The sequence below is a fragment of the Kitasatospora sp. NPDC092948 genome (assembly GCF_044754805.1).
Lineage (GTDB): Bacteria > Actinomycetota > Actinomycetes > Streptomycetales > Streptomycetaceae > Kitasatospora.
Genome location: NZ_JBIVPU010000005.1, coordinates 196,994 through 220,070 on the forward strand (window position 1 = coordinate 196,994; position 23,077 = coordinate 220,070).

Below are 23,077 nucleotides of genomic sequence, written 5' to 3' on the forward strand. Positions count from 1 at the left end.
TCTTCGGGCCGACGGGGCGACGACGGTCGCCCCGTCGGCCCGGAGCCCGCCGAACTGACCAGCCATCAGTTCCCGACACAATGGTCCGACGATCGTCTCTTCCGCGTACGATGACCCGCCATGACGCCGCCACCACCTGACACTGCCGCCCCCGACCCCGACCGACCGGGACCGGGTGCCCGCCGCCGGTCGGGCTTCGTCACTCTGGGCATGGTCGGCACGCTCGCCCTCACCCTGTCCGGCTGTTCCTCCTCGAGCAATCCGCCCAGCCGCTGCGTCGACCCGACCACGCTGAAGGTGCTGGACAGTCATTCGTGCTCGGCGGGCGGCTCCGGTGCGGGCCGCTGGTACTACTGCGGGTACGGCACCGACACCGCCAGCGGTGGCACCTTCGACAAGGCCGCCACCAAACGCGGCGGCTTCGGCTGCCCCAAGGGCAGCACCAGCGGCTCGGGCGGCGGCTGACCCCTGATGCACCGTCACATCATCACCCCGCGCCCCGACTGGCTGGCCACCGTCGAATCCCAGGGCCTCGTGTACGCGATGTGCTCCGACCCCTGCAACCAGGGCGGCCCGCACCCCTACTGGGACGAGAGCGCCTACTACGAGTTCTCCCTGCCCGAGGTCGAAGCCCTGGAGGACGTCGTCGAGGAGCTCCACGAGCTCTCCCTCGCCGCCGCCGACCATGTGGTGCGCACCGGCCGCTTCGCCGATTTCGGCATCGCGGACCCTCGGCTCGCCGCGGTCGTCGCCGAGTCCTGGCACCGCCGGGACGAACAGCCCAGCGTGTACGGCCGGTTCGACCTCGCCTATGACGGCACCGGCCCCGCCAAGCTCTTCGAGTACAACGCCGACACCCCCACCTCGCTGATCGAGGCCGCGGGACCACAGTGGTTCTGGCTGGAGGACCGCTTCCCCGACGCCGACCAGTGGAACTCCCTGCACGAACGCCTGATCGCCTCCTGGCGCCGCCAGAAGCACCTGCTCCCGCCCGGCCCGGTGCACTTCGCCCACTCCCGCGGCGACACCGAGGGCGAGGACTGGCTGACCACCCTCTACCTCCAGGAGTGCGCCGAACAGGCCGGCCTGCAGACCGTCGGCATCGCCATGGAGGACATCGGCTGGGACGGCCTGGCGGGCCGCTTCGTCGACCTCGAGCACCGATTCATCCGCTCCGCGTTCAAGCTCTACCCCTGGGAGTGGCTGACCGACGACGAGTTCGCCGACCAGCTCCTCGACGTGGTCGACCTCGGCGGCGGCACCGGCTCCACCCTGTGGATCGAGCCCGCGTGGAAGATGCTGCTGTCCAACAAGGCGCTGCTGGCCGTCCTGTGGGAGCTCAACCCCGGCCACCCGAACCTGCTGCCCGCCTACCTCGACGGCCCGCGCGAACTCGCCGACCCAGACGGCCCCGGCTATGCCGCCAAGCCGCTGCTGGGCCGCGAGGGCGCAGGCATCCGCATCGTCGAACCGGACGGCACCCAGACCCGGCTCGCCGACTGGGCCGGCGATCCCGATCGCTACGGCGCCGAAGGCTACTGCTACCAGCAGTACCACCCGCTCCCCGACTTCGACGGCAACCGCCCCGTCCTCGGCACCTGGGTCGTTGACGGCGAGTCGGCCGGCCTCGGCATTCGCGAGACCGACGACAGCCCCATCACCCACCAGGGCGCCCGTTTCCTGCCGCACCTCATTCGCTGACCTCCCTCCGATCCGACGCGCCTCACGACTACGTACCCTTCGCCGTCCGGGATGGGTATCCCCTACGCATTGATCAGCTCGCCGGCGCACCGCAAAGCTGGTATCCGCTCTCCCCAACCCCCGTCAGGAGATCCGGATGACCCGCCGTGAACGCTTCCGCCTCTACGCCAGCGAGCACTTCACCGCCCTCACCGAGCACCCCACCCCGCGCTGTCCCCGGCGCGGCACCGTCGAACGCCAGACCCGCCGCGCCACCCTCTCCTACCTCGCCCGTCTCCCCCACCGCCCTCGTCCCTGAGCGCTGCCGCACCCCGGTCCGCCTCCGCACCGCCGGTGGCCGCCGACTCGCCGCCCACGCCTGTCGGCCCACAGCCCGGCACCTCACAACCCGTCACCTCCCGACCAACGCCTCCGCCACCTCCTTCCGCCCCACTCCGAGCTTGCGCAGCGCACTCGCCACGTGGTGCTCGACCGTCCGCGGCGACAGGAACAGCGCCTGCGCGATGTCCTGGTTGCTGATCCCCTGCCCGACCAGCTCAGCCACCTGCCGCTCACGTGGCGACAGTGCCTCGCCGTAACCGCGCCGCCCCGGCGACGCCGTCCGCCCGAGGCCGAGGTCACGCCGAACGTGCTGGCAGCGCGCAGCGTCGGACGCGGCCCCGAGCGTCGTGAACGTCGCCTCCGCGGCGGTCAGCCGCTCGGCCGCGTGCTGCGCATCGTGTTCGGCCAGCACCCGGGCCAGCCGCTCCTCCGCGCGGGCAGCCTCGTACGGGCGGCCGATCCCCCGCCACGCGTCCCGCGCACGCCGGAACGCCTCGGCAGCGCTGTCGTCCACCGCACTGCCGAGGCCTTCCAGCAGGTGGCCCCGGGCCAGTTCGAGGCCGGCGTGCGCGGCCGGCGCATCAATTCCCGCCAGTGCCTCCGCCGCCTCCTCCGTGAGGTGTCGGGCGGCATCGACGTCGCCGACCGCCCGCGCGGTCTCCACGGCCACCGGCAGCAGCTCCGCACTACGCGCCCACGCCCCGGCCTGTCGCATGATCGCCACCGCTGGCGCCACCACCGCGGCAGCCTCCGCCCCACCGTGCTCGGCCAGTTCGAGCGCACCGAGGCCGGCCGCCGCGCGCATCGCCGCAGTGACCTGTGACTCCCGCTCGCCGTACCGGGCCGCACTGGTGAACTCGGCCCTTGCCACCGCCAGCCGCCCCCGCGCGGCTGCCAGCCTGCCCAGCAGCATGGCCCGTTCGGCACCCGCCATCGCAACGTCCGGGAACTCCGTCCCCAGGGCGGCGAACCGTTCTTCGAGCCCCTGCCAGCGCCCGGCCAATCCGTCCAGGCGCAGCAGGGCGATCCGGCTGTAGCACTCCAGGTAGGCGATCGCAGCCTGTCGGGCCAGCGCCCGGCTCTCGGCGAGCAGCCGACCCGCCCGCCGGTCGTGCCCGGTGTCGAGGGCGATGTCGCCGACGTTGTACAGCGCGCGGGTGGTCTGCCGGACCACCTCGGGGTTGGTGGAGTCGCGCGGCAGCCGGTCCAGTTCGGGCCAGAGTTCGGGGTCGCCGTCGCGGGCCTGGAAGGTCAGCAGGGTGGCCCAGTAGGCGGCGGTCACCTCCTCGTCCGGCTCGACCGCCAACGCGGCGGCGGCACTCGCCATCCGTTCCCGGGCGGCGGCACCGGCTCCGTCGCGTTCGTTCATCGCCAGCGCAACCAGCGCCCGAGCCGCCCTTGCGGGCCGTTCGGCGAGCTCGTCGGCGGCCTGTTCGATCTGCGCGAACCCGGCCCGGTCGCCGCCCTGGACGGCCACCCGCAGGCCGAGTGTCAGCCGGATCTCGCCTCGATCGGCGACCGGCAGACGCGGGTCGGCGATGATTCCGGCCAGCGCCGCAGTGCTTGCCGTGTCGTCGGCGGCGTTCGCGGCGATCGCCGACAGTGCCCGGGCGGCCCGCACTCGCCGCTCCGGGACCAGCTCGGTCTCCGCGAGCAGTTCCCGCAGCAGCAGCCCGGCCAGCGCCGGGTCACCCTGCTCGGCTGCCTGCTCCGCCGCCGCTTCGGCCACCTGTTGCCAAGCCGCGCGGTCGCCGAGGGCCCGGGTGTGCGCGGCGATCCGGGCGAGCGGCTGCGGCTCGCGGCCGCCCAGCACCGCGATGGCCCGCCGGTGCAGCACCGACCGCAGCGGCCCCGGAATACGGCGGTACGCCACCTGTCGGGCAGGCTCTCTGCGAAACCCGTACCTGGCCGCAGCGGGCTCGGCCAGCACCGCCGCCCGTAGCGCTTCCACCAGGCCTGCCGTCACCCGTTCGGCCGATAGCTGCGCCACCGCGCCGATCAGTTCCTCCCCGACCGGCTCGTCCAGCACCGCGATCGTCTCCGCCACCGCGAGCGCGTCAGGCCCGAGGCCGGCCAGCTGCTCGGAGACCGTGTCCCACAGGCTCCGCGGCAACTCCGCGGCGGCCAGCGCCGACACCGGCTCCGTGTGCGGGCCGCTGACACGCAAGGCCGCCAGGTCCTCCACGGCGACCGCAGGCAGGCCGCCGGACCGCTCGGCCAGCACGGCTGCCAACTCCGGTGCCGCGTCGACACCCCATTCCCGGGCGACCAGCTCCCGCAGCTCGGCCTCCCTCAGCGGCCCCAGCTGAACCGTCCCACCGGCAACCCCCGGCGGGCAGCGGTACGCCGCACCCAGCACCGGCGCACCCGCGCCCGCCTCCGCCCGGTAGGTCACGACCAACGACAGCCCCGGCAGCGGATCCCGGGCCAGCAGCAACAACAAGTCCCGACTCGCCCGGTCCGCCCATTGCGCGTCCTCGATCAGCAGCACGACGTCACCCAGCGCACCGAGCAGCGCCCGCACGCCCTGCACCAGCCGGTACCGTTCGTCCCCACCCTCGACCTGCTCAGGCAGCCACGCTCCGAGATCGGGCAGCCACGGCCGGAGCGCCCCCGCGCTCGGTGGCAGTTCCGACGCCGCTGCCAGCAACGGACCACTGCCCCGCAGGGCATCGAGCACCGGCCCGTACGGCGTCGGGCCGGCAAGCGGGTGGCAGTACCCGGTCAGCACCCGCTCCGGCGCCGCCCCCGACTCCGCCAACGCCTGCCGCACCAGCGCGGACTTCCCGGCACCGGCCTCGCCTTCGACCAGCACCACCGAAGGTGCCGCCCGCAAGGCCGCAACCACCCAGGTCAGCTCACGCCGCCGCCCGACGAACCCCGACACCCCGCCGACCCGCACCACTGCACACCTCCTCCGTCCACCCGTTTCCGACCCCGCAGACCCCGCCGAGAGCACGCGGCTGCGGCACCACCATCACGCCTTGCCGCACCGCCGACCCGAACGACCCCGCTCGCAATATCCCAGCATGGTCAGCGCGCTCCGCCGGCCACTCGACTCCTCACCTCGCGAACCAGCTGCACTCTCCTGGTGGCGACCGCCTCCCTGCTCGACCGTACGGCCATACCTGCACCACCCCGCTGCTGGGCAGTCCCGCGCCGCTCCTTCATGCCCTCCCACCGCGCCGTGTTGCGAGGCGGGTGACTCCCTGGCGAGCATGAAGAAGCTGGGTGGGACCTCACCCCGAGTGACGAGGACAGGTGCTGTCATGACCGACTGGGACGCCCAGGACCCGGAACCTGCTGAGGACGACGGCGTTCTCGAACCGGCCGACTCCCTGCTCACGGACCGGCTCGACGACGATCCGCTGGACACGGGCGTCATCCCTTCCGACAGGTACCACGGCGCGACCGCGTACGGCACCACGCCCGGGGAGGCCGCACGCGGGGAGCCCCTGGAACAGTTGCTGTCCGAAGAGGAACCCGACGAGGAACCCGACGAGGTCGACGATCGCTGGACCGACGGACCTGCCCCACGAGCAGGACGCCTGGTCGAGGACGGGATCGACACCGAGGGCTCCGACGTGGGCCCCGACGGCGGTGCGGCCAGCGCCGAGGAGGCCGCCGTGCACCTGGTCCACCCGGACGAGGACGCCGAGGCCGAGTTCGACGACGCAGCGCCCGACGAGCCGCTGCGCGAGGCGGTCCGGTTCACCGTTCTCGACGACCTGGCCGATCGGGTACTCGACGACGACTACCGCTGAGACTCGACGTCCGCTGCCGGCCGTCCGTTTTCCCTCACTTGCTCACCTCCACCTCCAGATCGGCCACCAGCACCTGCGGACCGGTCTCATCCGCCTCCACCATCACAGCCCCGTCCGGAGCCCACGCAGCGCTACCGCCGCAGCCCGTCCACGGCCCGGCGACGCCGACGTGGTTGGCCAGCATCACGTGCATGCCGGTCGCCTTCGCGATCCCGGGATGGACCGTCCGTCGTTCTTCCCTCCCGCCTTCGGTGCCGTACAGCGAACTGGCGAGATGCACTTGGCACCCCAGCGCCGCGTTCCGCGCCGTCACCTCGGGAAAGTGGTTGTCGAAGCAGGTGGCGAGGGAGTAACCGACCCCGTCCAGCCAGAACCTGCCCCCGCCGCTGCCCGCGGTGAATACCTCCCGCTCGTTCTCGTACAGACACTCCTTCGCGTACATCGTCACCACAGCCCCGTCCGACCCGTAGACGGTGCTGACGATCTGTGGCCGGCCACCCGGCCCAGCGGCGACGCCATTGACCACCACGGCAATACCTGTGCCGCGCAACGGGTCGAGTCGCACGTCGTCCGGCTCAGTCCACAGCCGCCGATCCGAAGCGATCAGTTCGAGCTCGTACCCCGTGAGGCACAGCTCCGGCCCGAACACCACGGCCGCGTCTGCTTCCCGCGCCTGCCGCGCCAGCGCCGTCATCCGTGCGACGTTCGCCGCCACGTCCCCCGGCACACACTCGAACTGAGCCGCGGCCACCCGCACCTGCGCCATGCCGTTTCCCTTACCTGCCACTGCAGTACTCCCCGTCCTGACCAACCGTCACCACCTGCCCGCCCGCCCCTCCCGGCATCGGCCCCCGGAAACCGTCGGGTCGTCAGGGCCTGCCCGCGACCTCCGGCGCTACCGTCCCGCGGCTTCGCGCAGGCGCTCGAAGGCAGTCGATTCCGGCTGGTTCGGAAGAAACGCCTTGATCTGTTCTGCGCACTCACGCGGCGAGTGCGCTCCGCTGTCGCACTCGAAGTCGTAGTCTCCGTGACGGTGCACCAGATCGTGCTGCATAGCTGCCAGACCAGACGGGCGATCGCCCCGGGCGGTCTCACGCCGTATCAGCTCCTCCACGTCGCAGCGGACACCGACGAATACGACCCGGTAGGGGCTGAGGACGTCCAGACAGTCCGCAAGCCGCCATGGTTCGCTCAGGACATGGTCGACGACGACGCTGTTACCGGCTTCCGCCATCGCAGCGATTGACCGGTGGAACCCCTTCCTGGTCCGCTTCAGCGCTTCGTCGAGCTCTGCCTGCTCCATCTCGCGTTTGGTCCGCATGGCATTGAACATGTCGACGCCGACATGGAACCAGACCTCGTCGTCGAGGACGTCCAGCAACTCACGTGCGATGCTCGACTTCCCCGAACTGGACGTGCCATTGAGGAAGATGATGCGTCCTGCCGTCTCACCCATGTGACCCTCCATCTACGCGATCTCAGCGATCGGCCCACCGTAGCCCGTTGCTGCGCGCGCCCGTCAGCGCCCTCCACCCCGGCGTATCAGGAACCGCGCGCTGAACCAGAGGCTGATGAAGCAGAGTACGTTCCCGGCGGCGATCAACCTTGCCAAGTCACCGCTTGTCGCCTGCCCTGGTATCAGGAACGCCGCAGTCACCATCAGCGCGAAGTAGGTCGCGTTCAACGTGAACGCCACGCCGGCCCGGCCGATCTGTTCCAGATAGGTCAGCAGCGCCAGCGTCCCACCGAACAGCGCCAGGGTCGGCCCCGTCCAGGCGAAGTACTCGGCTGTCACCGCAGCCGTGGGCTGGTCGCTGGTCAGGGCCCCGGCTATTGCGTCCCGGAACAGGAAGACGCTTGCACCGATCACCAGGTACGGCGGGAGTGAGAGCCTCAGCGTTGCAGTCAGACCGGCAAGATTGGCACCCTGCCGATCGGCATCCGGCCTCAACGTCACGGCGATCGCGGCACCGGAACCGACCGCCAGAGCGATCACCATCACCAGCGAGGTCGCCATCTGCCCGAGACTGAACCCAGCAACCTCTGTCGGCCCGGCCGACTGAAGTACCGTCAGATATCCGAACGTGGCAGTGGAGAGCAGCATGAACGTGGCCGCTACTGGTGCACCGAGCCTCCACACCTCCCCGGCTGCCTGCCGGTCTCCTCGAAGCGTGGGCCACCCAAGTCCCTTCCGCTTCAGCACCATCGCGGTGGCTGCCCCCACAAGTGCTGTCGCCGGCAGGCCGCCGATCGGCACGGCCAGAACGCCGAGCCCGGTCGACCAGTGGACCACGGCCGTTCCCGCAATAGAGAGAGCGGTGAACGTGACGCCGAGCCAGGCAGCCGCCCCGGTGTGCCCGAGACCTCGCAGTACACCCGCGCCCAGGTAGGGGATCAGACCGACAGCACTGCTCACCGCTGTCGCAACGATGAAGACCACGACCGGCTGCTGCTCTCTCGGCGCCACCCCCAACGCCGCCAGCATAGGGCCGGGAACCACCGCGACAACTGCCGCCTGAAGCAGCAACAGGCCCCCACCTGCGGCAATGAAGGTCGGAACCGACCTGAGTGCCTCGCTGTGCCGGCCATCACGCGCCGCACGACCTGCCGACACCTGTGCCGCTACTACCAGCCCCTCCGTTACCGCCAGCGTGAGATACCCCACCGGCGTGTAGACCGAACGAATGTAGAGGGCTTCGCTGCCCAAACGCCCCAGAAACGCCACCGTCCAGGCCTGGAGCACCAGGCCTGCGGCAAGCCCGACCAGGATCGACCCTGCCATGCGTACCGCCGGCGCGGTCAGCGCATACGCTGCCGACCTGCGCGACTCCGGTTCCGTCGCAATTCCCACACCCACTGCCACCTCCTGATTCTCTCGAAACGACGCTGCCGACCATCAAGGGCATCGGCGCGGCCGACCGTAGCGAGGTTTTTCAAACAATTCAACATTTAAGTTCCTTTCAGAATTAGTACTGGCCCAAGATCAGCCACGCACCTGCACACCGCCCGGCGCGGACAGCACCCGACCTCCGGTGCCAAGGTGGCGAAGTGATGAGGTGCCCGGTTTCCTGGCCAGTGGCCGCCGCCCGCCAGGGCCGGCCCGCCGATCCACCCGCTCCCCGACCGGCACCTTCTCCCACGCCCGCCACCGCCACCGCCACCGCCATGGGATTTCTACCTTCGCCGCATCAACGCCAACCTCCGCCGCCGCAAATATTTCCGAATACACTCTTTCGAGTAATTCGCCGTAACCTGCCCTTCAGTTGGATACACCTGACCGCCGCAGCCTCCCTACTCCGCGATTTCCTGGCCCTGTCGAAGCCCGCGGAAGAAGCATCGAAAAATACTTTGCGGACCAGCGACCGATCTCTCTAGGCTCTGCATCGCTGGCGGTGGACGCGCTCCACCGACCGCCCGGTATTGGCTCAGCGGCAATCTGGCATTGCACTCACGCTGTCAGTTCGAGAGGAGGTCCCATGATGGTGCCGATACTCCGTCTCGCTCCTACGGCGCACCCGATCACGCGCACGACCAACTGATGCGCTGCCACTTGGGCGGTCATCACGTCCTGCAACGGTCGGGCTCGCCTCCCACACTTCCGTGTCCTGGAGGCACTGTGATCTGCCGTCCGATCGTTTCCCAAGAGCTCGAGGCTGTCCTCTCCTGCATCCGGCTCGACCCGTCCACCATGATCTCCACCAATGTCATCCGGGCTCGGCTTTCCGCCGGCGAGTACCGTCCGGAGTGGATCTGGATCGCAGAGGTGAGGCCCGGGCAAACGCCGTTGGTGATCGCCATCTGGTGGGGCATGCCCGGCGATTCCCACCCCCGAAGCCTGGATGCGCTGTTCCTCACCGACACTCCATCAGCACTCGCTGGTCTCGGTGGTCTCGGTGGTCTCGCTGCGCGAGAACCGTCGCCGTTCGAACTCTCCGGCGATCCGCACACTGCGGCCGCGGCCGCTCTCCTCCTCGCCGCCCACCAGCTCTTCGCCTCATGCGGTCTTGCCGTCCCACCGGACTATCACTTGTTCCTGCCGTCGGCCTGGCGCCGGCAACCCGAGGCTGCGGCAGGAGTGGAGTGGCGCCGCGAGGCGGCGACAGCAACCGGGCTCCGCCGCGCCACCGAACGTCTCCGCTTCGAGTGGACCTCGGAACGGCCGGTCCCCACTCTGTCGGAACGTCTGGTGTTCGCGCCGGAGCCCGACGACGAAGTATTCGTCGATCTCTTCCGGCGAGCCCTGCCCGGAAGCCTGGACGCGGCCACCACACGCGAGGCGTTGCTCCTCGGACCGGAGGAACAGGCCCGGACCGATGTCGCCTTCTACCACCACGACATGCTCGGTGAACGCTCCTGGTGGCGAATAGCTCGAACGTCCGCCGGGCAGGTCGTCGGCTTCGGGATACCCTCACGCAACTCCGCCGCCGCCGTGGTGGGCTATCTCGGGGTCCTTCCCGAATTCCGCGGACGGGGCTTCGTCGCCGAGATCCTCGCAGAGGTCACCAGGGTCCTCGCCGACGAAGCCGAGGAAACCGTCATCCGCGGCGACACGGACCTCACCAACCACCCCATGATCGCCGCTTTCGAACTGCTCGGTTACCGCGAAACAGCGTGCCGGCTCGTTCTCTCCGCAGGCTGATCAGCCGCCCACACCCGGTCCATCCGACCAACCATGTCTGCCGTCGGCTGAACGTTGCGCCCCACGCCACCCACCGATTTCCGGAGTTTCGTTCAGCCGACGCCCAACCCTCCTGCCGATGCCTGAGCCGCCGGCCCTGCCTCCACAGAAAGGAGTTCGCCATCAAGTACGACTTCCTGCACAGCAAGCCGCGAGAACCGCTGTCCACCTCAGCTCAACGAAAACGCCCCGGCCGGTGGGGGTGGCGAATCCTCGGCGGTCGCGTCCGTGACCGGTTCGGAAGCCTGCTGGGGCGATTCCGTCAGCCGGGCCGGGAAAGGATCGGAGGCGAGCAGCCGACTCAACTCCCCCGTGGGCAGCGGCTCGTCGGAGCCGATCAGCAGAACGTTCCCGTACCGTCGCCCCCGCAGCACGCTGGGCTCGGCCACCAGGCAGACATGGGTGAAGACGGCAGCCACGGTGGCCACCTGGGCCTTGGCGAATGCGAGTGGCGGACCGTCCGCGAGGTTCGCCGCGTAGCATCCGCCGGGCCGGAGGGTTGCGGCGGCCAGCCGAACGAACTCCACGCTGGTGAGGTGGGCCGGCGTCCGCGAGCCGCGGAAGACGTCAGCCACCACGACGTCGAAGCTTCCCGGTGGCACGGCTTCGAGTGCCGCTCGCGCGTCTCCGACCACCACGTCGATACCGGAGGGCCACGGGAGATGCTCCGCAACGAATTCGGTCAACGGCCCGTCGACCTCGACGACTTGCTGCCGCGAATCCGGCCGGGTTCGAGCCAGATAGCGGGGCAGCGTCAGTGCGCCACCGCCCAGGTGCAGGACGTCGAGCGGCTCCCCCTCATCGGCGACCACATCCAGCAGGTGGGCGATCCGCTGCACGTACTCGAACTCGAGGTGCGTGGGGTCCTGGAGGTCGACATACGACTGCGGCGTACCGTCGAGGGTGAGCAGCCACCCGCCCTCGTCGTCGATGTCAGGCATCAACTTGGCTGTCCCCAACGCCACCTCGCGTTCGACGGGGCGCGGCTCCGGCAGATCGGGAGTCGGCCCGGTCATCGGACAGACCCCCTGAGCATGGCCGGGCGGAGAACGAGCGACGAAGGGACAACCATGCGGGCAGCTTAGGCCCGACCAGGGCAGTCTTCCCAAACGAAGCGGTCTACCGACCGGTATGGTCGCGGAGGTGACACCACCTCGGGCGGCTCCGGGGCGGCGCAGCAGAGCAGGAAGTAGGTGTGGCTGGCATGGAGTTCCACGAAGACATCCTGGGTGCCCCGTACGAGGCGGCGGAGCTCCCGTTGACCCCGGACGAGGAGGGCCAGGTCAGTGCCACGCTGATCCGCAGGCTGATTCCGGGATCCCGTCAGGCGGTGCTGTATCTGCACGGCTACAACGACTACTTCTTCCAGACCCACCTCGCCGACCACTTCACTGCCGCGGGCTACTCCTTCTACGCCCTGGATCTGCGCAAGTACGGCCGATCGCTTCGGCCTTACCAGTCCCCCAACTTCGTCACGGACCTCACCGTGTACGACGAGGAACTGGACGAGGCGATCCGCGTGATCCGGGACCTCGACGGCCATACCCGGGTACTGGTGAACGGCCATTCCACCGGCGGGTTGGTGGCGGCACTGTGGGCATCGCGGCGTGATGGACGCGGGCTGGTCGACGGCCTGTTCCTCAACAGCCCGTTCCTGTCCATGCCTGCCCCGCCCGTGGTTCGCACCCTCGGGGCTCCGGCCCTTGATGCCCTCGGGCGGGCGGCGCCCACCCGGAAGTTGCCGACGCCGCTCAACCCGCACTACGTCCACAGCCTTCACCGAAAGCACCGCGGCAGCTGGGATTTCGACCTCACGTTGAAGCCGGCCGAAGGCGTTCCACTCTACGCCGGCTGGCTGTCGGCGATCCACCGCGGACACCGAACGGTCCGACGGGGGCTATCGGTCAGCTGTCCGATCCTGATGATGGCCTCCACGGCTTCCACTATCACCAGCCGGTGGGATCCCGCTCTCATGCACACCGACGGGGTGCTGCGTGCCGACGACATCGCCGCGCTCGCACCGTACCTCGGCCGGCATGTCACCCTCATCCGCATCGAAGGCGGGGTCCATGATCTGGTCCTCTCCTCCGACGCGGTCCGGGCCCAGGTGTTCGCCGAACTCGACCGCTGGCTCGCCGCCTACTTCCCCGCCCCCTGACCATCGGACCACCCCGACGACCACCCGTCCGGCGCCGACCGCCCACTCGATGCCGAACACCGGGCACTCACCCAGGAGGTCACAACTGATCAGCAATCAGCTTCGCAGCCGACCGGCGTACCCAACCGCTTCCGTACCCACCAGCTGCTGATCCGCGAACGGTTCAGTTCTCGGGGCTCTGCCTCTCCGAGCGGTGCCGCTTGCGACGGCTCGTGGGTGCCCCTGGCGTCTTCGCAGTGCCGCGCAGTACCGACACCACACCGAGGCCGGCCGCGCTGACCGGGACGGCGAGCAGGGCTCCGATGATTCCGGCGATCCCGGAGCCCGCCACCACGGCGATCATGATCGTCGCGGGGTGCAGTTCGACGGTGCGGCTCTGGATAACCGGCTGAAGGATGTTGCCCTCGATCGCCTGCACCGCCAGCACCACACCAAGAGCCCAGAGAGCGGTACCGAGGCCGCCGTTCGCCAGGGCCACGAGTACCGCCACAGTTCCTGAGAGAAAGGCCCCGACGAACGGGATGTAGGACCCCATGAAGACCAGAGCACCCAGTCCGGCCGCACCCGGGACACCGAGGAGCAGCAGTCCGATGGAGATGAACGTGGCGTCGATCAGCGCGATCAAGGTGGTGCCACGCATGAAGCCGGCCATGGCCGCGAAGGCCTGCTGACCGCAGGCGATCACCGTGTCGGAGTGCTTGCCCGGCATCACATCGTGGATGGCCGCGCCGAACCGGTGGCCGTCGCGCAGGAAGAAGAAGATCAGGGCGAGGGCCAGCACCCCTCCGGTCAGCAGTTGAGTGACCAGACCGAGTCCGGACAGCACCCCGTTGGCGAGAGAGTCCACCAGGTTGCTTCCCGCACCGGCGCTCTGGCGAAGCGCGTACTGGATCCGGTCGCCGAACGGTCCGAGCCAGGAGGCGATCCGGTCACCCGCCTGCTGGAGCCCCGCGGCGATCTGTGGAGCGCTGTCCACCAATGAGTTGACGAGCAGTGCGATACCGCTGGTGACAACCGCCACCAGGGCGGCACAGGTCAATCCGGCGGCCGCGCCGCGGCCGACGCCTCGGTTCACCAGCCATGGCATGACGGGGTAGAGCAGGGCGGTGGCCAGCAGCGCCACCACCATCGGGATGGTCGCTGCCCTGAGTTCCACAACCACGAACACGGCGAACCCGGCGACGGTGATGAACAGGATCACCGCAGCCGACCAGGCGGCGGCCGCGCGAATGGTCGGCGGCAGTATCACGGCCGGCCGCCGATCGTCCGGCACCGCCACGGGAGCGGCCGCCACGCCACCCGTTCCCGACGGGCCCTCAGTACCTATGGAGGTGTTTTCACTTGATGTCGATCGCTCACCGGACTCCGACGCCGCACCGGCGGCACCGGCGGCGCCGCCACGACCATCCCCGGTCCGCTCGCCGGAGGCAGGATTGCCGGCCCGCTCTTCACCGGCCGCACCGGCCGCACCAGCCGCGCCGCCTTCGGCTGGACCGGACTGTCCAGCCGCTGACGGCCTGTCACCAGCCCTGTCACCAGCCGGCCCCGGCGCGCCGGAGTGTTCGGTCGAATCCGCAGCCGACGGGTCACGATCCGAGTCGTTCACATTGGGCTGCTCAGGGCTGCCCCTGTCGCCGGGCGATGCCTGCGACTCGGCGGACTCGTTCGATTCGCGCGGTTCTGGGGAGTCGCCCGTTGCCACTGCTGCCTCCTCCGCCGCCGCCACGCCGAAATGATCGTCTTATTTCAGCACAAAACGGTCATCGCGGTTGGCAGTCACCGTGGGTCCGGCGCGCCGCCCTCGGAGGCGGTGGCGCCTCACATGGCGCGTCGGATGCCCGGGTGCTGGTCGATCGTCCGACGCAGCAGGCCGACCCGGTTGGAGGTGAGCGAGTCGACGCCGAGGTCGAGCATGCGTCGCATCGTCCTGCGCAGGTCGACGGTCCAGGTGGCGAGGCCGAGGCCGGCGTCGTGCACGGTCGCGACCAGGCGCTCGTCGACCAGTCCGAAGGGAGGGTTGAGGTAGCTGGGCCGCAGTTCGTCCAGCAGCCGCTGCTTGGGCAACTGAGGTCGGCTCCAGGTCAGCGAGATCTCCGCCTGGGGCGCGAGTTCCCGCACGGCAAGCATCGCGGCGACCGAGCCGCAGAATGCGACGCGGTCCGCCAGGTTGAGGTCACTGACGGTCCGCCAGGTAGCGGCAGCCGGCTGGGCGTCGTCCAGGTCGATCAGCAGCTGCGGGCCATCGGTCTGCGCCACAACCGCCAGTGCCTCGGAGAGGGTGGGGATCCGCAGGCCGGGTGTGGCCAGGTCCGCAAGCTGTTCGGCCGTCACGCGGTTGACCTGCCGCGGGTCGTTCCAGAGCCGTTCCAGCGTCCGGTCGTGGAGCAGTACCGGCACGCCGTCCCTGGTGAGCTGGACGTCGACCTCGACGGCGTCCGCTCCCGCCACGAGGGCGGCACTGACCGCAGGCAGGGTGTTCTCGCGGTGCTGGTACGGATCACCACGGTGGGCAACGGCGCGCACGCGGCTCTTCAACGGGGTCGTCCTCTCGCACAGTCGGGCAACTCACACCACGGGCCGCTTCACCAGCGGTTAGCCGCAGAACTCCGCATCCTAGGCGTCATCCGTTCGAGACTGCGCGGGCACCTCCGGCACCTGGCGGCGGCCGCCGCAGCCGGGTGGTCCAGGAGACTGCTGCACCGGCAGCCCGGGCTCGCCGATCGAACAACGGGTCAGCGGCGCTCGACGACGACATTGGTCGACTTGATGACGGCGGTGGCGGGGGCACCGGGCACCAGGCCGAGTTCCTCCACCGAGTCCCGGCTGATCAGTGAGACCACCCGGAACGGTCCGGCCTGGATCTCCACCTTCGCGGCCACGTCGCCCAGCACCACTGCGGTCACGATCCCGGGGAACCGGTTCCGCGCCGAGGACCGGCCTTCCGCCTCACTGTTCTCCGGACGCGCCAACTCGCGCGCGAAGGAAGCGAGTTCGGTGCCGGCGATGATCCGATGGCCGTGCTCGTCGCGAGTCGCCGCCAGACGTCCCGCATCAACCCACCGCCGCATGGTGTCGGCGCTCACCCCCAGCATGGAGGCCGCCTCGCCGATGCGGTACGGGTGGACGGGCCGGTCGGGGATGGCCATGGGTGCAGCTCCTGGGCGGCTCACGAAAAGCGGGACAGACTCCGCCATCCTGCCGTACCGGCAACCGTCCAGGTGTACACCCCACCGCCGGTGGTCCTCGACCACACGGCCCGGCCACCCGTCATCAGCGCGAGGCACCGCTCGACCCGCGCACCGATCGCGGCTGGAGCGTCACTCACCCCCGAACAGCTCGCGTCGCACCGCGTCGCCGGCGGTCAGTACCGCACCGGCGAGCACCGCGCCGCCTCCGGCCGTGCCGGCCCGGACCTCGGTGGCGAGCGGGGAGAGACGAGCGAGGTGGCGTTCCACCCGGGATGCCAGTTCAGGGCCGCCGGCCTGGCCGATCTCGCCGCCCAGCACCACGCAGCCGGGGTCGAGTACCACGCAGATCGCAGAGGCTCCGACTGCGATTCGTCCGGCAAGCTCGTCCAGGAAATCGTCGGCTCCGCTCTCGACAGCGAGGCGCACGAGGGCCTCGGCGCCGGGCTCCGGCCCGTCGGTCTCGGCGTGCAGTCCGTGGCGGGCGCCGAGTTCACAGATCGCGGCGCTGGAGACCAGCGAGTGGAAGCCGCCGTCGCAGCGGGTGGCCTCCGGAAGGCCTACGGTTCCGGGAACGGGAAGGAATCCGATCTCACCGGTGCCGCCGGAGGCACCGCGCCGCAGCCGACCGTCCAGTACCACCGAAGCGCCGACGCCATGGCCCAGCCAGATCAGAGCGAAGTCCTTCCGGCCGCGCGCCGCGCCGATCCGATGCTCGGCGACCCCTGCCAGGTTCACCTCGTTCTCGAGGATCACCTCGGTCCCGGGGCGGGCCCGCAGAGCGGCGAGCAGCTTGCTGTGCCACTCGGGCAGCTTCCCGGAGTTGTTGAGTGCGCCGCTCACCGGGTCCACCAGGCCGGGTGCGCCGACCGCGACGGTGTGCAGTTCACCGGCGCCGGCCTCGGCGGCGGTCGCGAGCAGGACATCGACAGTCCGCTCCACGAGCAGATCACCGTCCCCCACCCCGCTGTCCCCCACCCCGCCCCCTGCGGCCCCAGCCGTTCCCGTGCCGTCCGGTGCAAAGGCGAGACCAACAGCCCCGGCCGTTCCGGTCGCCCGCTCGGCCACAGAAGCCGTGGAGGCCGAGGAAACCGAGGAAGCCGAGGAGGTCGAGGAGGCCGAGGAGGCCGAAACAGCCTCAGCGGTCGGCCGCCCCGACCCGTCGGCTTCGCCCGCCACCGGTGCCACGATCGTGGCTGTGCCGAGCGTCCGCCCGGTCAGGTCGGCGACCACCAGGCTGACGCCGGTGGCGCGGATGTCGATTCCGGCGATGTGCGCGCGATCGGCAACCAGTCCATACAGGCGGGCGTTGGGGCCGCGGCGGAGCGCGGCGCTCTCTCCGGTCTGGGCGACAAGTCCACTGCGCTGGAGTCGTTCGAGCAGATCGGCGACGGTGGGCCGGGAGAGTCCGGTCAGCGTGCGCAGGTCGGATGCGGTGAGCGGGCCTCGATCGAGCAACAGGTCGAGAGCGAGCCGGTCGTTGATGGCCCGGGCGGTGCTCGGCGTGGCGGTGCGAGCGGTCGTCATGAGCCTGCATCCTTCCAGAGGTTTCTATCAGGCAGGGTCCCTGATAGTTTATTGCGAATCCGATCGACCCAAGGGGGAGCCCAGCATGGGCGAAACTCTCAAGGACGTCCGGCGCGCAAGACTGAGCGTGGCGCTGGTGTTCGCCGTCCACGGTGCTGTCACCGGCACCTTCGTCAGCCGTATCCCGTGGATCAAGGACCAGCTGGAGCTGAGCCCCGGTCAACTCGGCCTGGCCCTGGTGTTCCCCGCGATCGGTGCCTCGATCGCGATGCCGTTGGCCGGTCGCATCGTGCACCGCTTCGGCGCTCGGGCCGCCCTGCAGGGCCTGCTGTCCCTTTGGTGCCTCTCGCTCGCACTGCCGGCCCTCTCCCCGCACCTGGTGGTTCTCTGCCTCTCGCTCTTCGTCTACGGTGCGACGGCCGGCATGTCGGACGTGGCGATGAACGCCCAGGGCGTCGAGGTCGAGGAGCGGCTCGGCCGCTCGATCATGTCGGGTCTGCACGGCATGTGGAGCCTGGGCGGCCTGATCGGCTCCGGCTTCGGTGTGCTGGCAGCGCATCAGCAGATGGACGCCCGGATCCAGTACGCGGTGACCGCGCTGATCCTGGTCCTGCTCGCCCAGGTCGTGTCGCGCGGTCTGCTCGACGTCCGGCCGACCGCCGACGAGGAGGCGCCGCCCCGCTTCGCGCTGCCGCCGAAGGAAGCACTGTTCATCGGTTTGGTCGGCTTCTGCGCCGTCTTCGCCGAGGGCGCGTCGATGGACTGGAGCGGCGTCTACCTCCGCGACATCACCGGCGCCTCCCCGTCGACCGCCGCCGCCTGCTTCACGGCCTTCGCCGCCACCATGGCCGCGGCCCGTCTCGCGGGCGACGCGGTGATCCGACGCCTCGGCCCGGTACGCACCGTGCGGGTCAGCGGACTGGTCGCCGGCCTCGGCGGTGTGCTGGTGGTTCTCGCCCACAGTCCGTACCTGGCCATTCCGGGGTTCGCCCTGATCGGCATAGGCATCGCCGTCGTGGTTCCGCTCGCGTTCGCCGCCGCCGGCCGGGCCGGCACCAACCCGAGCCAGTCCATCGCCGGCGTCGCCACCATCACGTACACCTCCGGTCTGATCGCCCCGGCCGTGGTCGGTGGCATCGCCCAGGCGAGCTCGCTGACAGTCTCCTTCGCCGTCGTCACCCTGCTGGCGGTCGCCCTGATTCCGTCGGCCACAGCCATGCGCCACCGCACGTCCGCGGGCTCCTCGGCCCCCGCCGACTCCCTGGAGCCCAGCCACTGACCTGTCCCAACCGACCACCGACCGCGCGACCGGCCAACCCACCCGCGTCACCGGCGTCACCAGCCGAGTCGGCACCCGACGCCGCCGGTTGAGGGGCGCGAACACCGATCCCGCCCCTCAACCGCGACCGCCCCACGCCCAGACCCGAGCCTCCGAACCTCACCCGGGCCCCAGTCGGCCCCGGACCCTGACCGACCCGGCCCCGGCCCGGCCCGCCTGAATCAGCCCCGGCCTGAATCAGCGTCGGCCGGGGCACACCGCGAAAGTCTCCGCCTAACCTGCCGCGACTCAGGCAGGCCGGCGCTGTGTCACCCGCCACAACCGCCGTGGCAGATCGCCTTCCTCGAACGGTTCGACCTGCGCCGGGCCCCAGCCGTCGGCAAGCCGGTCCACCAGGTCCGATGAGAAGAAGTGCACCGCGAAGCCGCCGTGCTCCCAGATGTCGTCGCCGTGGCTGATCCCGGCTCCGAAGTGCGCGTCGCCGGTGTGCCGAACGGTGTACACGAGGACGCCTCCGGGTCGCAGTACCCGTCGCACCTCCCCGACCAACGCCTCCAATTCTGCCGTGGACAGCGCCATGCAGAACAGCATGTGCGCGTACACCGCATCGACCGATCCGTCCGGCAGGTGCAACGGCCGACGGAGGTCCTGCACCAGGGTGGTCACCGTCAGGCCGTCGGCGGTGGCCCGTGCAGTGAGCTGGTCGAGACCGACAGGGCTGAAGTCGACCGCGGTCACCGCAAAGCCTTGATGGGCGAAGAACAGCGCGTCGCGGCCGTGACCGGCGCCGAGTTCCAGGACTGCTCCCCCTGGTGGGAACACCGTGGCGGCGCGCTCCGCCGGCTCCGACGGCCGGTCCCCGTACATGCCGGGGTGAGCGGAGTACGTCCGCTCCCAGTGCTCGCGCTGCGACCGCGCCAGTGATCCGTCCATCTGCTCTCGCTCCTCCGTCCCGTCGACCGCCCGTCGACCGCCTGTCGGCAATCTGTCGACAACCTGGCGTTCAGCCGTCGAGTAATCGTCGATCGGCCGGTTGACATTCTCGGGCCGCACCCGGCCGACCGGCCGGCCCTACCGACACCATCGAGTTGCGGGACCGCCGAACGGGAGGCCTGCCGACGCCCCCGGCAACCCCAACAACCCCGGTGACCAGCCGGTCCATCCTGCCGTGAAATGCTCGTGGTCATGAAGTCCGTCCTGCGCAACCCGATCGGTGCCCATGTTCCCGTGGCCGGAAAGGGCCTGGTAGGGACAGGGCTGGCCTACGCCGCCAAAGTCGGGGCGGAGGCGGTGCAGGTGTTCGTCGCCAACCCGCGCGGGTGGGCGACTCCGGCCGGGAATCCCGCGCACGACCTGGCGTTCCGCACCGCCTGCGCTGAGCGGAGCATCCCGGCGTACGTCCACGCGCCGTACCTGATCAATTTCGGCTCCGACTCGGCGGCGACTCGTGAGCGTTCGGCCGAGTCGCTGACCCACTCGCTGCACCGCTCGGCAGCAATCGGCGCGCTCGGCGCGGTGGTTCACACCGGCTCGGCGCTGTGCGGCACCCGGGAGGAGGCGCTGGCCCAGGTTCGCGCGCAGGTATTGCCGATCCTGGACGGCCTCGATCGGTACGGGGACGACGCCCCGTGGCTGCTGCTGGAGCCGACGGCCGGTCAGGGCAGTTCGCTGTGCGCCCGAATGGAGGATCTCGCGGCCTACCTGGAGGCGCTCGACCACCACCCCCGGGTCGGGGTCTGCCTCGACACATGCCACGCCTTCGCCGCCGGCCACGACCTGGCCTCGCCCGGCGGGGTCGACGAGCTCTTCGACGCCTTGCACCAGGCGGTCGGGCCGGACCGCCTCCGGCTGATCCACGCCAACGACTCGCAGGACGTCGCGGGCGCCCGCAAGGACCGTCACGAGAACATCGGTGCCGGCCACATCGGCGCCCCCGCGTTCCAGGCTCTGCTTGCTCACCCGGCCACCGCCGGCGTCCCGCTGATCATCGAAACGCCGGACGGCCGCCACGACCCAGACCGCGTCGAAGGCGTCCGGCACGCCGCCGACATCGCCCTGCTGAAGCAACTTCGCCACCCGACCGCCTGAGCCGGCCCCAGGCCCCAGGCCTCCAACCGCGCCCAGCACCAGCCGCACCCACAGGCACCGCCCACACCCGCACCGCCAAGCCGCACCCGCCACTCGCACCACCCGGCCGCACCGGTCGCCGCCTGTCCGGTGCCGCCGCCCCGGGACAACATGCCCCCTCGAAGAACCGCCGCCCCGGGACAAGGTGCCCCCTCGCCGAACCGCCGCCCCGGGACAAGGTGCCCCCTCGCCGAACCCCCGCCACGGTGCCGGTTAAGCTCCCCAAGTGCCCGCCCCGCAGCCCACATCCGGCCCCACCGCACCGTCCCCTGTCGACATCGACGTCACTGTCGGTGACGCCGGTGCGATCGTCACCGCCGCCCCGACCGCGAACGCCGTCCCGACCACAGACGCCACCCCAACCACGGACGCCGTCCCGACCACGGACGCCACTCCGGCCCAGCCTGCGCCGCATCCGCGCGCACACCGCCGTGCGCTGCTGCGCCTCGGCCTGCTCGCGGCCGTCCTCGCTGGCGCCGCGGCCTCGCTGCTGCTGTGGGATCCGGCGGCGGTGCTGGCGGCGGCGACCGGTCCGTGGCGGATGCCGGTCGCGCTGGCGGCCTACGCCTTCGGCACGGTGGCGTTCCTGCCCCGCCCTGCTTTGAACGCGGGGATGGGGCTGCTGTTCGGTTCGATGTGGGGTGTGCCGCTGGCGATCGCGGGTTCGGCGATGGGCGCGATCGTCGCGTTCGCGCTCGGCCGGTCGCTCGGCCGGGAGGCGTTGCGGCCGTTGGTGCGGGGCAAGGTGCTGATCGAGATCGACCGTCGACTGTCCGAACAGGGTTTCCGCAGCGTGCTGCTGGTGCGCCTGTTCCCGGGGGCGCCGTTCCAAGCGGGCAACTTCGCCTGCGCCTTCTCCGGAGTCCGCTTCTGGCCGTACCTGGCGGCGACCGTGCTCGGCGTGGTCCCGACCACGGCGGCGTACGTGATCGCGGGTGCGAGTGCGAACTCGCCCGGCTCTCCGGCGTTCCTGATCTCGACATCGGTGATCGCGGCGATGTGCGTGTTCAGCGCCGTCTCACTCTGGCGCGCCCGCTCCCGCAGCTCCGCCTGACCGCGACTCCCAGCCCACACCACCCGCCGCACACCACCCGCCGCACACCGCCCCGCTGTGAAGCAGCGCCGGAGCCCGGTCCGACCGGAGCCCGAGCCCATGTCACGTCACGAACGGCACCCCGGAGGACAAGGGCGGCACCGGCACCCGCCTACCGCTCGATCTCCGGCGACCACTCGCCGACCAGCCGCAGCCAGACGGTGTTGACGATCATCACCACGCCGATGCCGATCGCCCAGCCCGAATGGCCGGTGACCGCCAGCAGGGCCACCGAGCTGCCCCAGACCAGCAGTTGGACGCCGTACCAGGCCGCCGCCGAGTCGCGCACCGGCCGTCGTGGTGCCGCATAACGTCCCCACAGCACCGCGGCAGCTACCGGCAGCACCAGCGCGATCGGCGCCCGCACCCCAACGGGCCCGCCGTTCCACAGCCCGTAACCGCCGATCGCCAGGGCGACCAGCGAGGCCAGCTCCAGCAACAGACGTAGCGTCAGCTGCACCCCCGTCATCACCTTGTGCACACCCACACCCCACCCACCTCGACCAGCGAAACAATCCGATCGTCGCACAAGAACGTGCACGCACCACCCCCCGCCCACCCCTGACCGCCGCAACCGCCGCGCCGCCCACCCCGGCCCAAAAACCAGTTCACACCCCACCCCACCCACGCCTCATCATGGCGAGGTGACCGACACCAACGCCCATGCCACCGTCCGCACCACTCCGCCCTTCGCCGCCGACGAGGCGACCATGCTCAGTTCCTGGCTGGACTTCCATCGCGCCACCCTCGCCCTGAAGTGCGAGGGCCTGACACCGGACCAGCTTCGTGAACGGTCCTGTCCCCCGTCCTCGATGTCGCTGCTCGGGCTGATCCGGCACATGGCAGAGGTGGAACGTCACTGGTTCCGCAAGTACCTGAACGGCGAGGACCTCGGGCCGGTCGGCCGTTACTGGTCCGACGCGTTCCCGGACGGCGACTTCGACCTGGTTGCCGACGCGGACCTGTCGGCCGACACCGCCGCCTGGCAGGAGGACATCGCCTACGCCCGCGCCGCGGTCGAGGGCGTTTCGCTGGACACCGTGGCCAAGCTCCCGTGGCGCGGCAACGAGGTGACGCTCCGCTGGATCCTGGTCCACATGATCGAGGAGTACGCCCGGCACAACGGCCATGCCGACCTGCTCCGCGAGCGGATCGATGGCGCCACCGGCGAGTGATCCACCAAGCCCGGCCCGCCAGGCCCCGCCCGCCCGGGCCGAACCACCCAACCCGGGCCACCCGACCCG

At 70.5% G+C, this 23,077-nt stretch carries 21 protein-coding genes; 10 read left to right on the forward strand and 11 right to left on the reverse strand.

Translation table 11 applies throughout. The annotated features are described in order from the left end of the window. Nucleotides 1-120 precede the first annotated feature (120 nt). The 3 genes from ACIQF6_RS17890 (at nt 121) to ACIQF6_RS17900 (ending at nt 1,999) form a co-directional block, all read left to right on the forward strand. A complete protein-coding gene (locus tag ACIQF6_RS17890; RefSeq protein WP_400895817.1) occupies nt 121-465 on the forward strand; it encodes a hypothetical protein in 345 nt (114 codons plus the stop codon). A 6-nt stretch (nt 466-471) separates the two neighbouring features. Continuing rightward, nucleotides 472-1,701, forward strand: a complete 1,230-nt coding sequence (locus ACIQF6_RS17895) for a glutathionylspermidine synthase family protein (RefSeq protein ID WP_400895819.1) — start codon at nt 472-474, stop codon at nt 1,699-1,701. Between the two features lie 136 nt (nt 1,702-1,837). Beyond that, nucleotides 1,838-1,999, forward strand: a complete 162-nt coding sequence (locus tag ACIQF6_RS17900) for a hypothetical protein (RefSeq protein WP_400895822.1) — start codon at nt 1,838-1,840, stop codon at nt 1,997-1,999. A 93-nt stretch (nt 2,000-2,092) separates the two neighbouring features. On the opposite strand, the gene ACIQF6_RS17905 is transcribed toward ACIQF6_RS17900, so the two are convergent. Then, nucleotides 2,093-4,927: an AAA family ATPase gene (locus ACIQF6_RS17905; protein WP_400895825.1), complete on the reverse strand. Its 2,835-nt coding sequence runs from the start codon at nt 4,925-4,927 to the stop codon at nt 2,093-2,095. A gap of 364 nt (nt 4,928-5,291) precedes the next feature. Between ACIQF6_RS17905 and ACIQF6_RS17910 the strand changes: the two genes are divergently transcribed. Further along, nucleotides 5,292-5,786 carry a DUF5709 domain-containing protein gene (locus tag ACIQF6_RS17910; RefSeq protein WP_400895827.1) on the forward strand — a complete coding sequence of 165 codons (495 nt, stop codon included), beginning with the start codon at nt 5,292-5,294 and terminating at the stop codon, nt 5,784-5,786. A 34-nt stretch (nt 5,787-5,820) separates the two neighbouring features. Here ACIQF6_RS17910 and ACIQF6_RS17915 read toward each other — a convergent pair whose 3' ends face one another. From ACIQF6_RS17915 to ACIQF6_RS17925, 3 genes are all read right to left on the reverse strand, one after another. After that, nucleotides 5,821-6,552: a carbon-nitrogen hydrolase family protein gene (locus tag ACIQF6_RS17915; protein WP_400895829.1), complete on the reverse strand. Its 732-nt coding sequence runs from the start codon at nt 6,550-6,552 to the stop codon at nt 5,821-5,823. Nucleotides 6,553-6,681: 129 nt separating this feature from the next. Next, the gene (locus ACIQF6_RS17920) at nt 6,682-7,242 is read right to left on the reverse strand and encodes a chloramphenicol phosphotransferase CPT family protein (RefSeq protein ID WP_400895831.1); all 561 of its coding nucleotides are present in this window, start codon (nt 7,240-7,242) and stop codon (nt 6,682-6,684) included. A gap of 63 nt (nt 7,243-7,305) precedes the next feature. After that, nucleotides 7,306-8,649: an MATE family efflux transporter gene (locus ACIQF6_RS17925; protein WP_400895833.1), complete on the reverse strand. Its 1,344-nt coding sequence runs from the start codon at nt 8,647-8,649 to the stop codon at nt 7,306-7,308. 753 nt (nt 8,650-9,402) lie between these two features. Between ACIQF6_RS17925 and ACIQF6_RS17930 the strand changes: the two genes are divergently transcribed. Then, nucleotides 9,403-10,425, forward strand: a complete 1,023-nt coding sequence (locus tag ACIQF6_RS17930; RefSeq protein ID WP_400895836.1) for a GNAT family N-acetyltransferase — start codon at nt 9,403-9,405, stop codon at nt 10,423-10,425. Nucleotides 10,426-10,634: 209 nt separating this feature from the next. Here the strand turns inward: ACIQF6_RS17930 and ACIQF6_RS17935 are convergent, their stop codons facing one another. Then, nucleotides 10,635-11,480: a spermidine synthase gene (locus ACIQF6_RS17935; RefSeq protein ID WP_400895839.1), complete on the reverse strand. Its 846-nt coding sequence runs from the start codon at nt 11,478-11,480 to the stop codon at nt 10,635-10,637. Nucleotides 11,481-11,668: 188 nt separating this feature from the next. Between ACIQF6_RS17935 and ACIQF6_RS17940 the strand changes: the two genes are divergently transcribed. After that, nucleotides 11,669-12,622, forward strand: a complete 954-nt coding sequence (locus ACIQF6_RS17940; RefSeq protein ID WP_400895842.1) for an alpha/beta hydrolase — start codon at nt 11,669-11,671, stop codon at nt 12,620-12,622. A 163-nt stretch (nt 12,623-12,785) separates the two neighbouring features. Here ACIQF6_RS17940 and ACIQF6_RS17945 read toward each other — a convergent pair whose 3' ends face one another. The 4 genes from ACIQF6_RS17945 to ACIQF6_RS17960 all read right to left on the reverse strand — a co-directional run bounded on the left by ACIQF6_RS17945 (nt 12,786) and on the right by ACIQF6_RS17960 (nt 17,334). Further along, entirely contained in the window at nt 12,786-14,324 is a 1,539-nt protein-coding gene (locus ACIQF6_RS17945) for an AI-2E family transporter (protein WP_400895845.1), read from the reverse strand. Nucleotides 14,325-14,440: 116 nt separating this feature from the next. Continuing rightward, nucleotides 14,441-15,157 (reverse strand): glycerophosphodiester phosphodiesterase, encoded by a 717-nt coding sequence (locus tag ACIQF6_RS17950; RefSeq protein ID WP_400895848.1) that lies wholly within the window; start codon nt 15,155-15,157, stop codon nt 14,441-14,443. Between the two features lie 197 nt (nt 15,158-15,354). Next, nucleotides 15,355-15,768: a molybdopterin-binding protein gene (locus tag ACIQF6_RS17955; RefSeq protein WP_400895851.1), complete on the reverse strand. Its 414-nt coding sequence runs from the start codon at nt 15,766-15,768 to the stop codon at nt 15,355-15,357. A 171-nt stretch (nt 15,769-15,939) separates the two neighbouring features. Then, complete coding sequence (locus ACIQF6_RS17960) at nt 15,940-17,334, reverse strand: ROK family transcriptional regulator (protein WP_400895854.1); 1,395 nt, start codon at nt 17,332-17,334, stop codon at nt 15,940-15,942. A gap of 85 nt (nt 17,335-17,419) precedes the next feature. Between ACIQF6_RS17960 and ACIQF6_RS17965 the strand changes: the two genes are divergently transcribed. Further along, entirely contained in the window at nt 17,420-18,613 is a 1,194-nt protein-coding gene (locus tag ACIQF6_RS17965; RefSeq protein ID WP_400895857.1) for an MFS transporter, read from the forward strand. Between the two features lie 288 nt (nt 18,614-18,901). Here the strand turns inward: ACIQF6_RS17965 and ACIQF6_RS17970 are convergent, their stop codons facing one another. Then, nucleotides 18,902-19,666: a class I SAM-dependent methyltransferase gene (locus ACIQF6_RS17970; protein ID WP_400895860.1), complete on the reverse strand. Its 765-nt coding sequence runs from the start codon at nt 19,664-19,666 to the stop codon at nt 18,902-18,904. 120 nt (nt 19,667-19,786) lie between these two features. On the opposite strand from ACIQF6_RS17970, the gene ACIQF6_RS17975 reads away from it, so the two are divergent. Next, nucleotides 19,787-20,701 (forward strand): deoxyribonuclease IV, encoded by a 915-nt coding sequence (locus tag ACIQF6_RS17975; RefSeq protein ID WP_400895862.1) that lies wholly within the window; start codon nt 19,787-19,789, stop codon nt 20,699-20,701. 265 nt (nt 20,702-20,966) lie between these two features. After that, the gene (locus ACIQF6_RS17980) at nt 20,967-21,794 is read left to right on the forward strand and encodes a TVP38/TMEM64 family protein (protein WP_400895865.1); all 828 of its coding nucleotides are present in this window, start codon (nt 20,967-20,969) and stop codon (nt 21,792-21,794) included. Between the two features lie 151 nt (nt 21,795-21,945). Here ACIQF6_RS17980 and ACIQF6_RS17985 read toward each other — a convergent pair whose 3' ends face one another. Beyond that, nucleotides 21,946-22,320 carry a YrdB family protein gene (locus tag ACIQF6_RS17985; RefSeq protein ID WP_400895867.1) on the reverse strand — a complete coding sequence of 125 codons (375 nt, stop codon included), beginning with the start codon at nt 22,318-22,320 and terminating at the stop codon, nt 21,946-21,948. Between the two features lie 223 nt (nt 22,321-22,543). Here ACIQF6_RS17985 and ACIQF6_RS17990 point away from each other — a divergent pair, with 223 nt between their 5' ends. Next, nucleotides 22,544-23,008 (forward strand): DinB family protein, encoded by a 465-nt coding sequence (locus ACIQF6_RS17990; RefSeq protein WP_400896403.1) that lies wholly within the window; start codon nt 22,544-22,546, stop codon nt 23,006-23,008. The last annotated feature ends 69 nt before the right edge of the window (nt 23,009-23,077 follow it).

Coding starts and splice junctions, on each gene's coding strand:
- ACIQF6_RS17955 (WP_400895851.1), bottom strand. CDS start 15,768: ATGGCCATCCCCGACCGGCCCGTCCACCCGTACCGCATCGGCGAGGCG.
- ACIQF6_RS17915 (WP_400895829.1), bottom strand. CDS start 6,552: ATGGCGCAGGTGCGGGTGGCCGCGGCTCAGTTCGAGTGTGTGCCGGGG.
- ACIQF6_RS17890 (WP_400895817.1), top strand. CDS start 121: ATGACGCCGCCACCACCTGACACTGCCGCCCCCGACCCCGACCGACCG.
- ACIQF6_RS17935 (WP_400895839.1), bottom strand. CDS start 11,480: ATGACCGGGCCGACTCCCGATCTGCCGGAGCCGCGCCCCGTCGAACGC.
- ACIQF6_RS17940 (WP_400895842.1), top strand. CDS start 11,669: ATGGAGTTCCACGAAGACATCCTGGGTGCCCCGTACGAGGCGGCGGAG.
- ACIQF6_RS17965 (WP_400895857.1), top strand. CDS start 17,420: ATGGGCGAAACTCTCAAGGACGTCCGGCGCGCAAGACTGAGCGTGGCG.
- ACIQF6_RS17975 (WP_400895862.1), top strand. CDS start 19,787: ATGCTCGTGGTCATGAAGTCCGTCCTGCGCAACCCGATCGGTGCCCAT.
- ACIQF6_RS17910 (WP_400895827.1), top strand. CDS start 5,292: ATGACCGACTGGGACGCCCAGGACCCGGAACCTGCTGAGGACGACGGC.
- ACIQF6_RS17960 (WP_400895854.1), bottom strand. CDS start 17,334: ATGACGACCGCTCGCACCGCCACGCCGAGCACCGCCCGGGCCATCAAC.
- ACIQF6_RS17920 (WP_400895831.1), bottom strand. CDS start 7,242: ATGGGTGAGACGGCAGGACGCATCATCTTCCTCAATGGCACGTCCAGT.
- ACIQF6_RS17900 (WP_400895822.1), top strand. CDS start 1,838: ATGACCCGCCGTGAACGCTTCCGCCTCTACGCCAGCGAGCACTTCACC.
- ACIQF6_RS17895 (WP_400895819.1), top strand. CDS start 472: ATGCACCGTCACATCATCACCCCGCGCCCCGACTGGCTGGCCACCGTC.
- ACIQF6_RS17990 (WP_400896403.1), top strand. CDS start 22,544: ATGCTCAGTTCCTGGCTGGACTTCCATCGCGCCACCCTCGCCCTGAAG.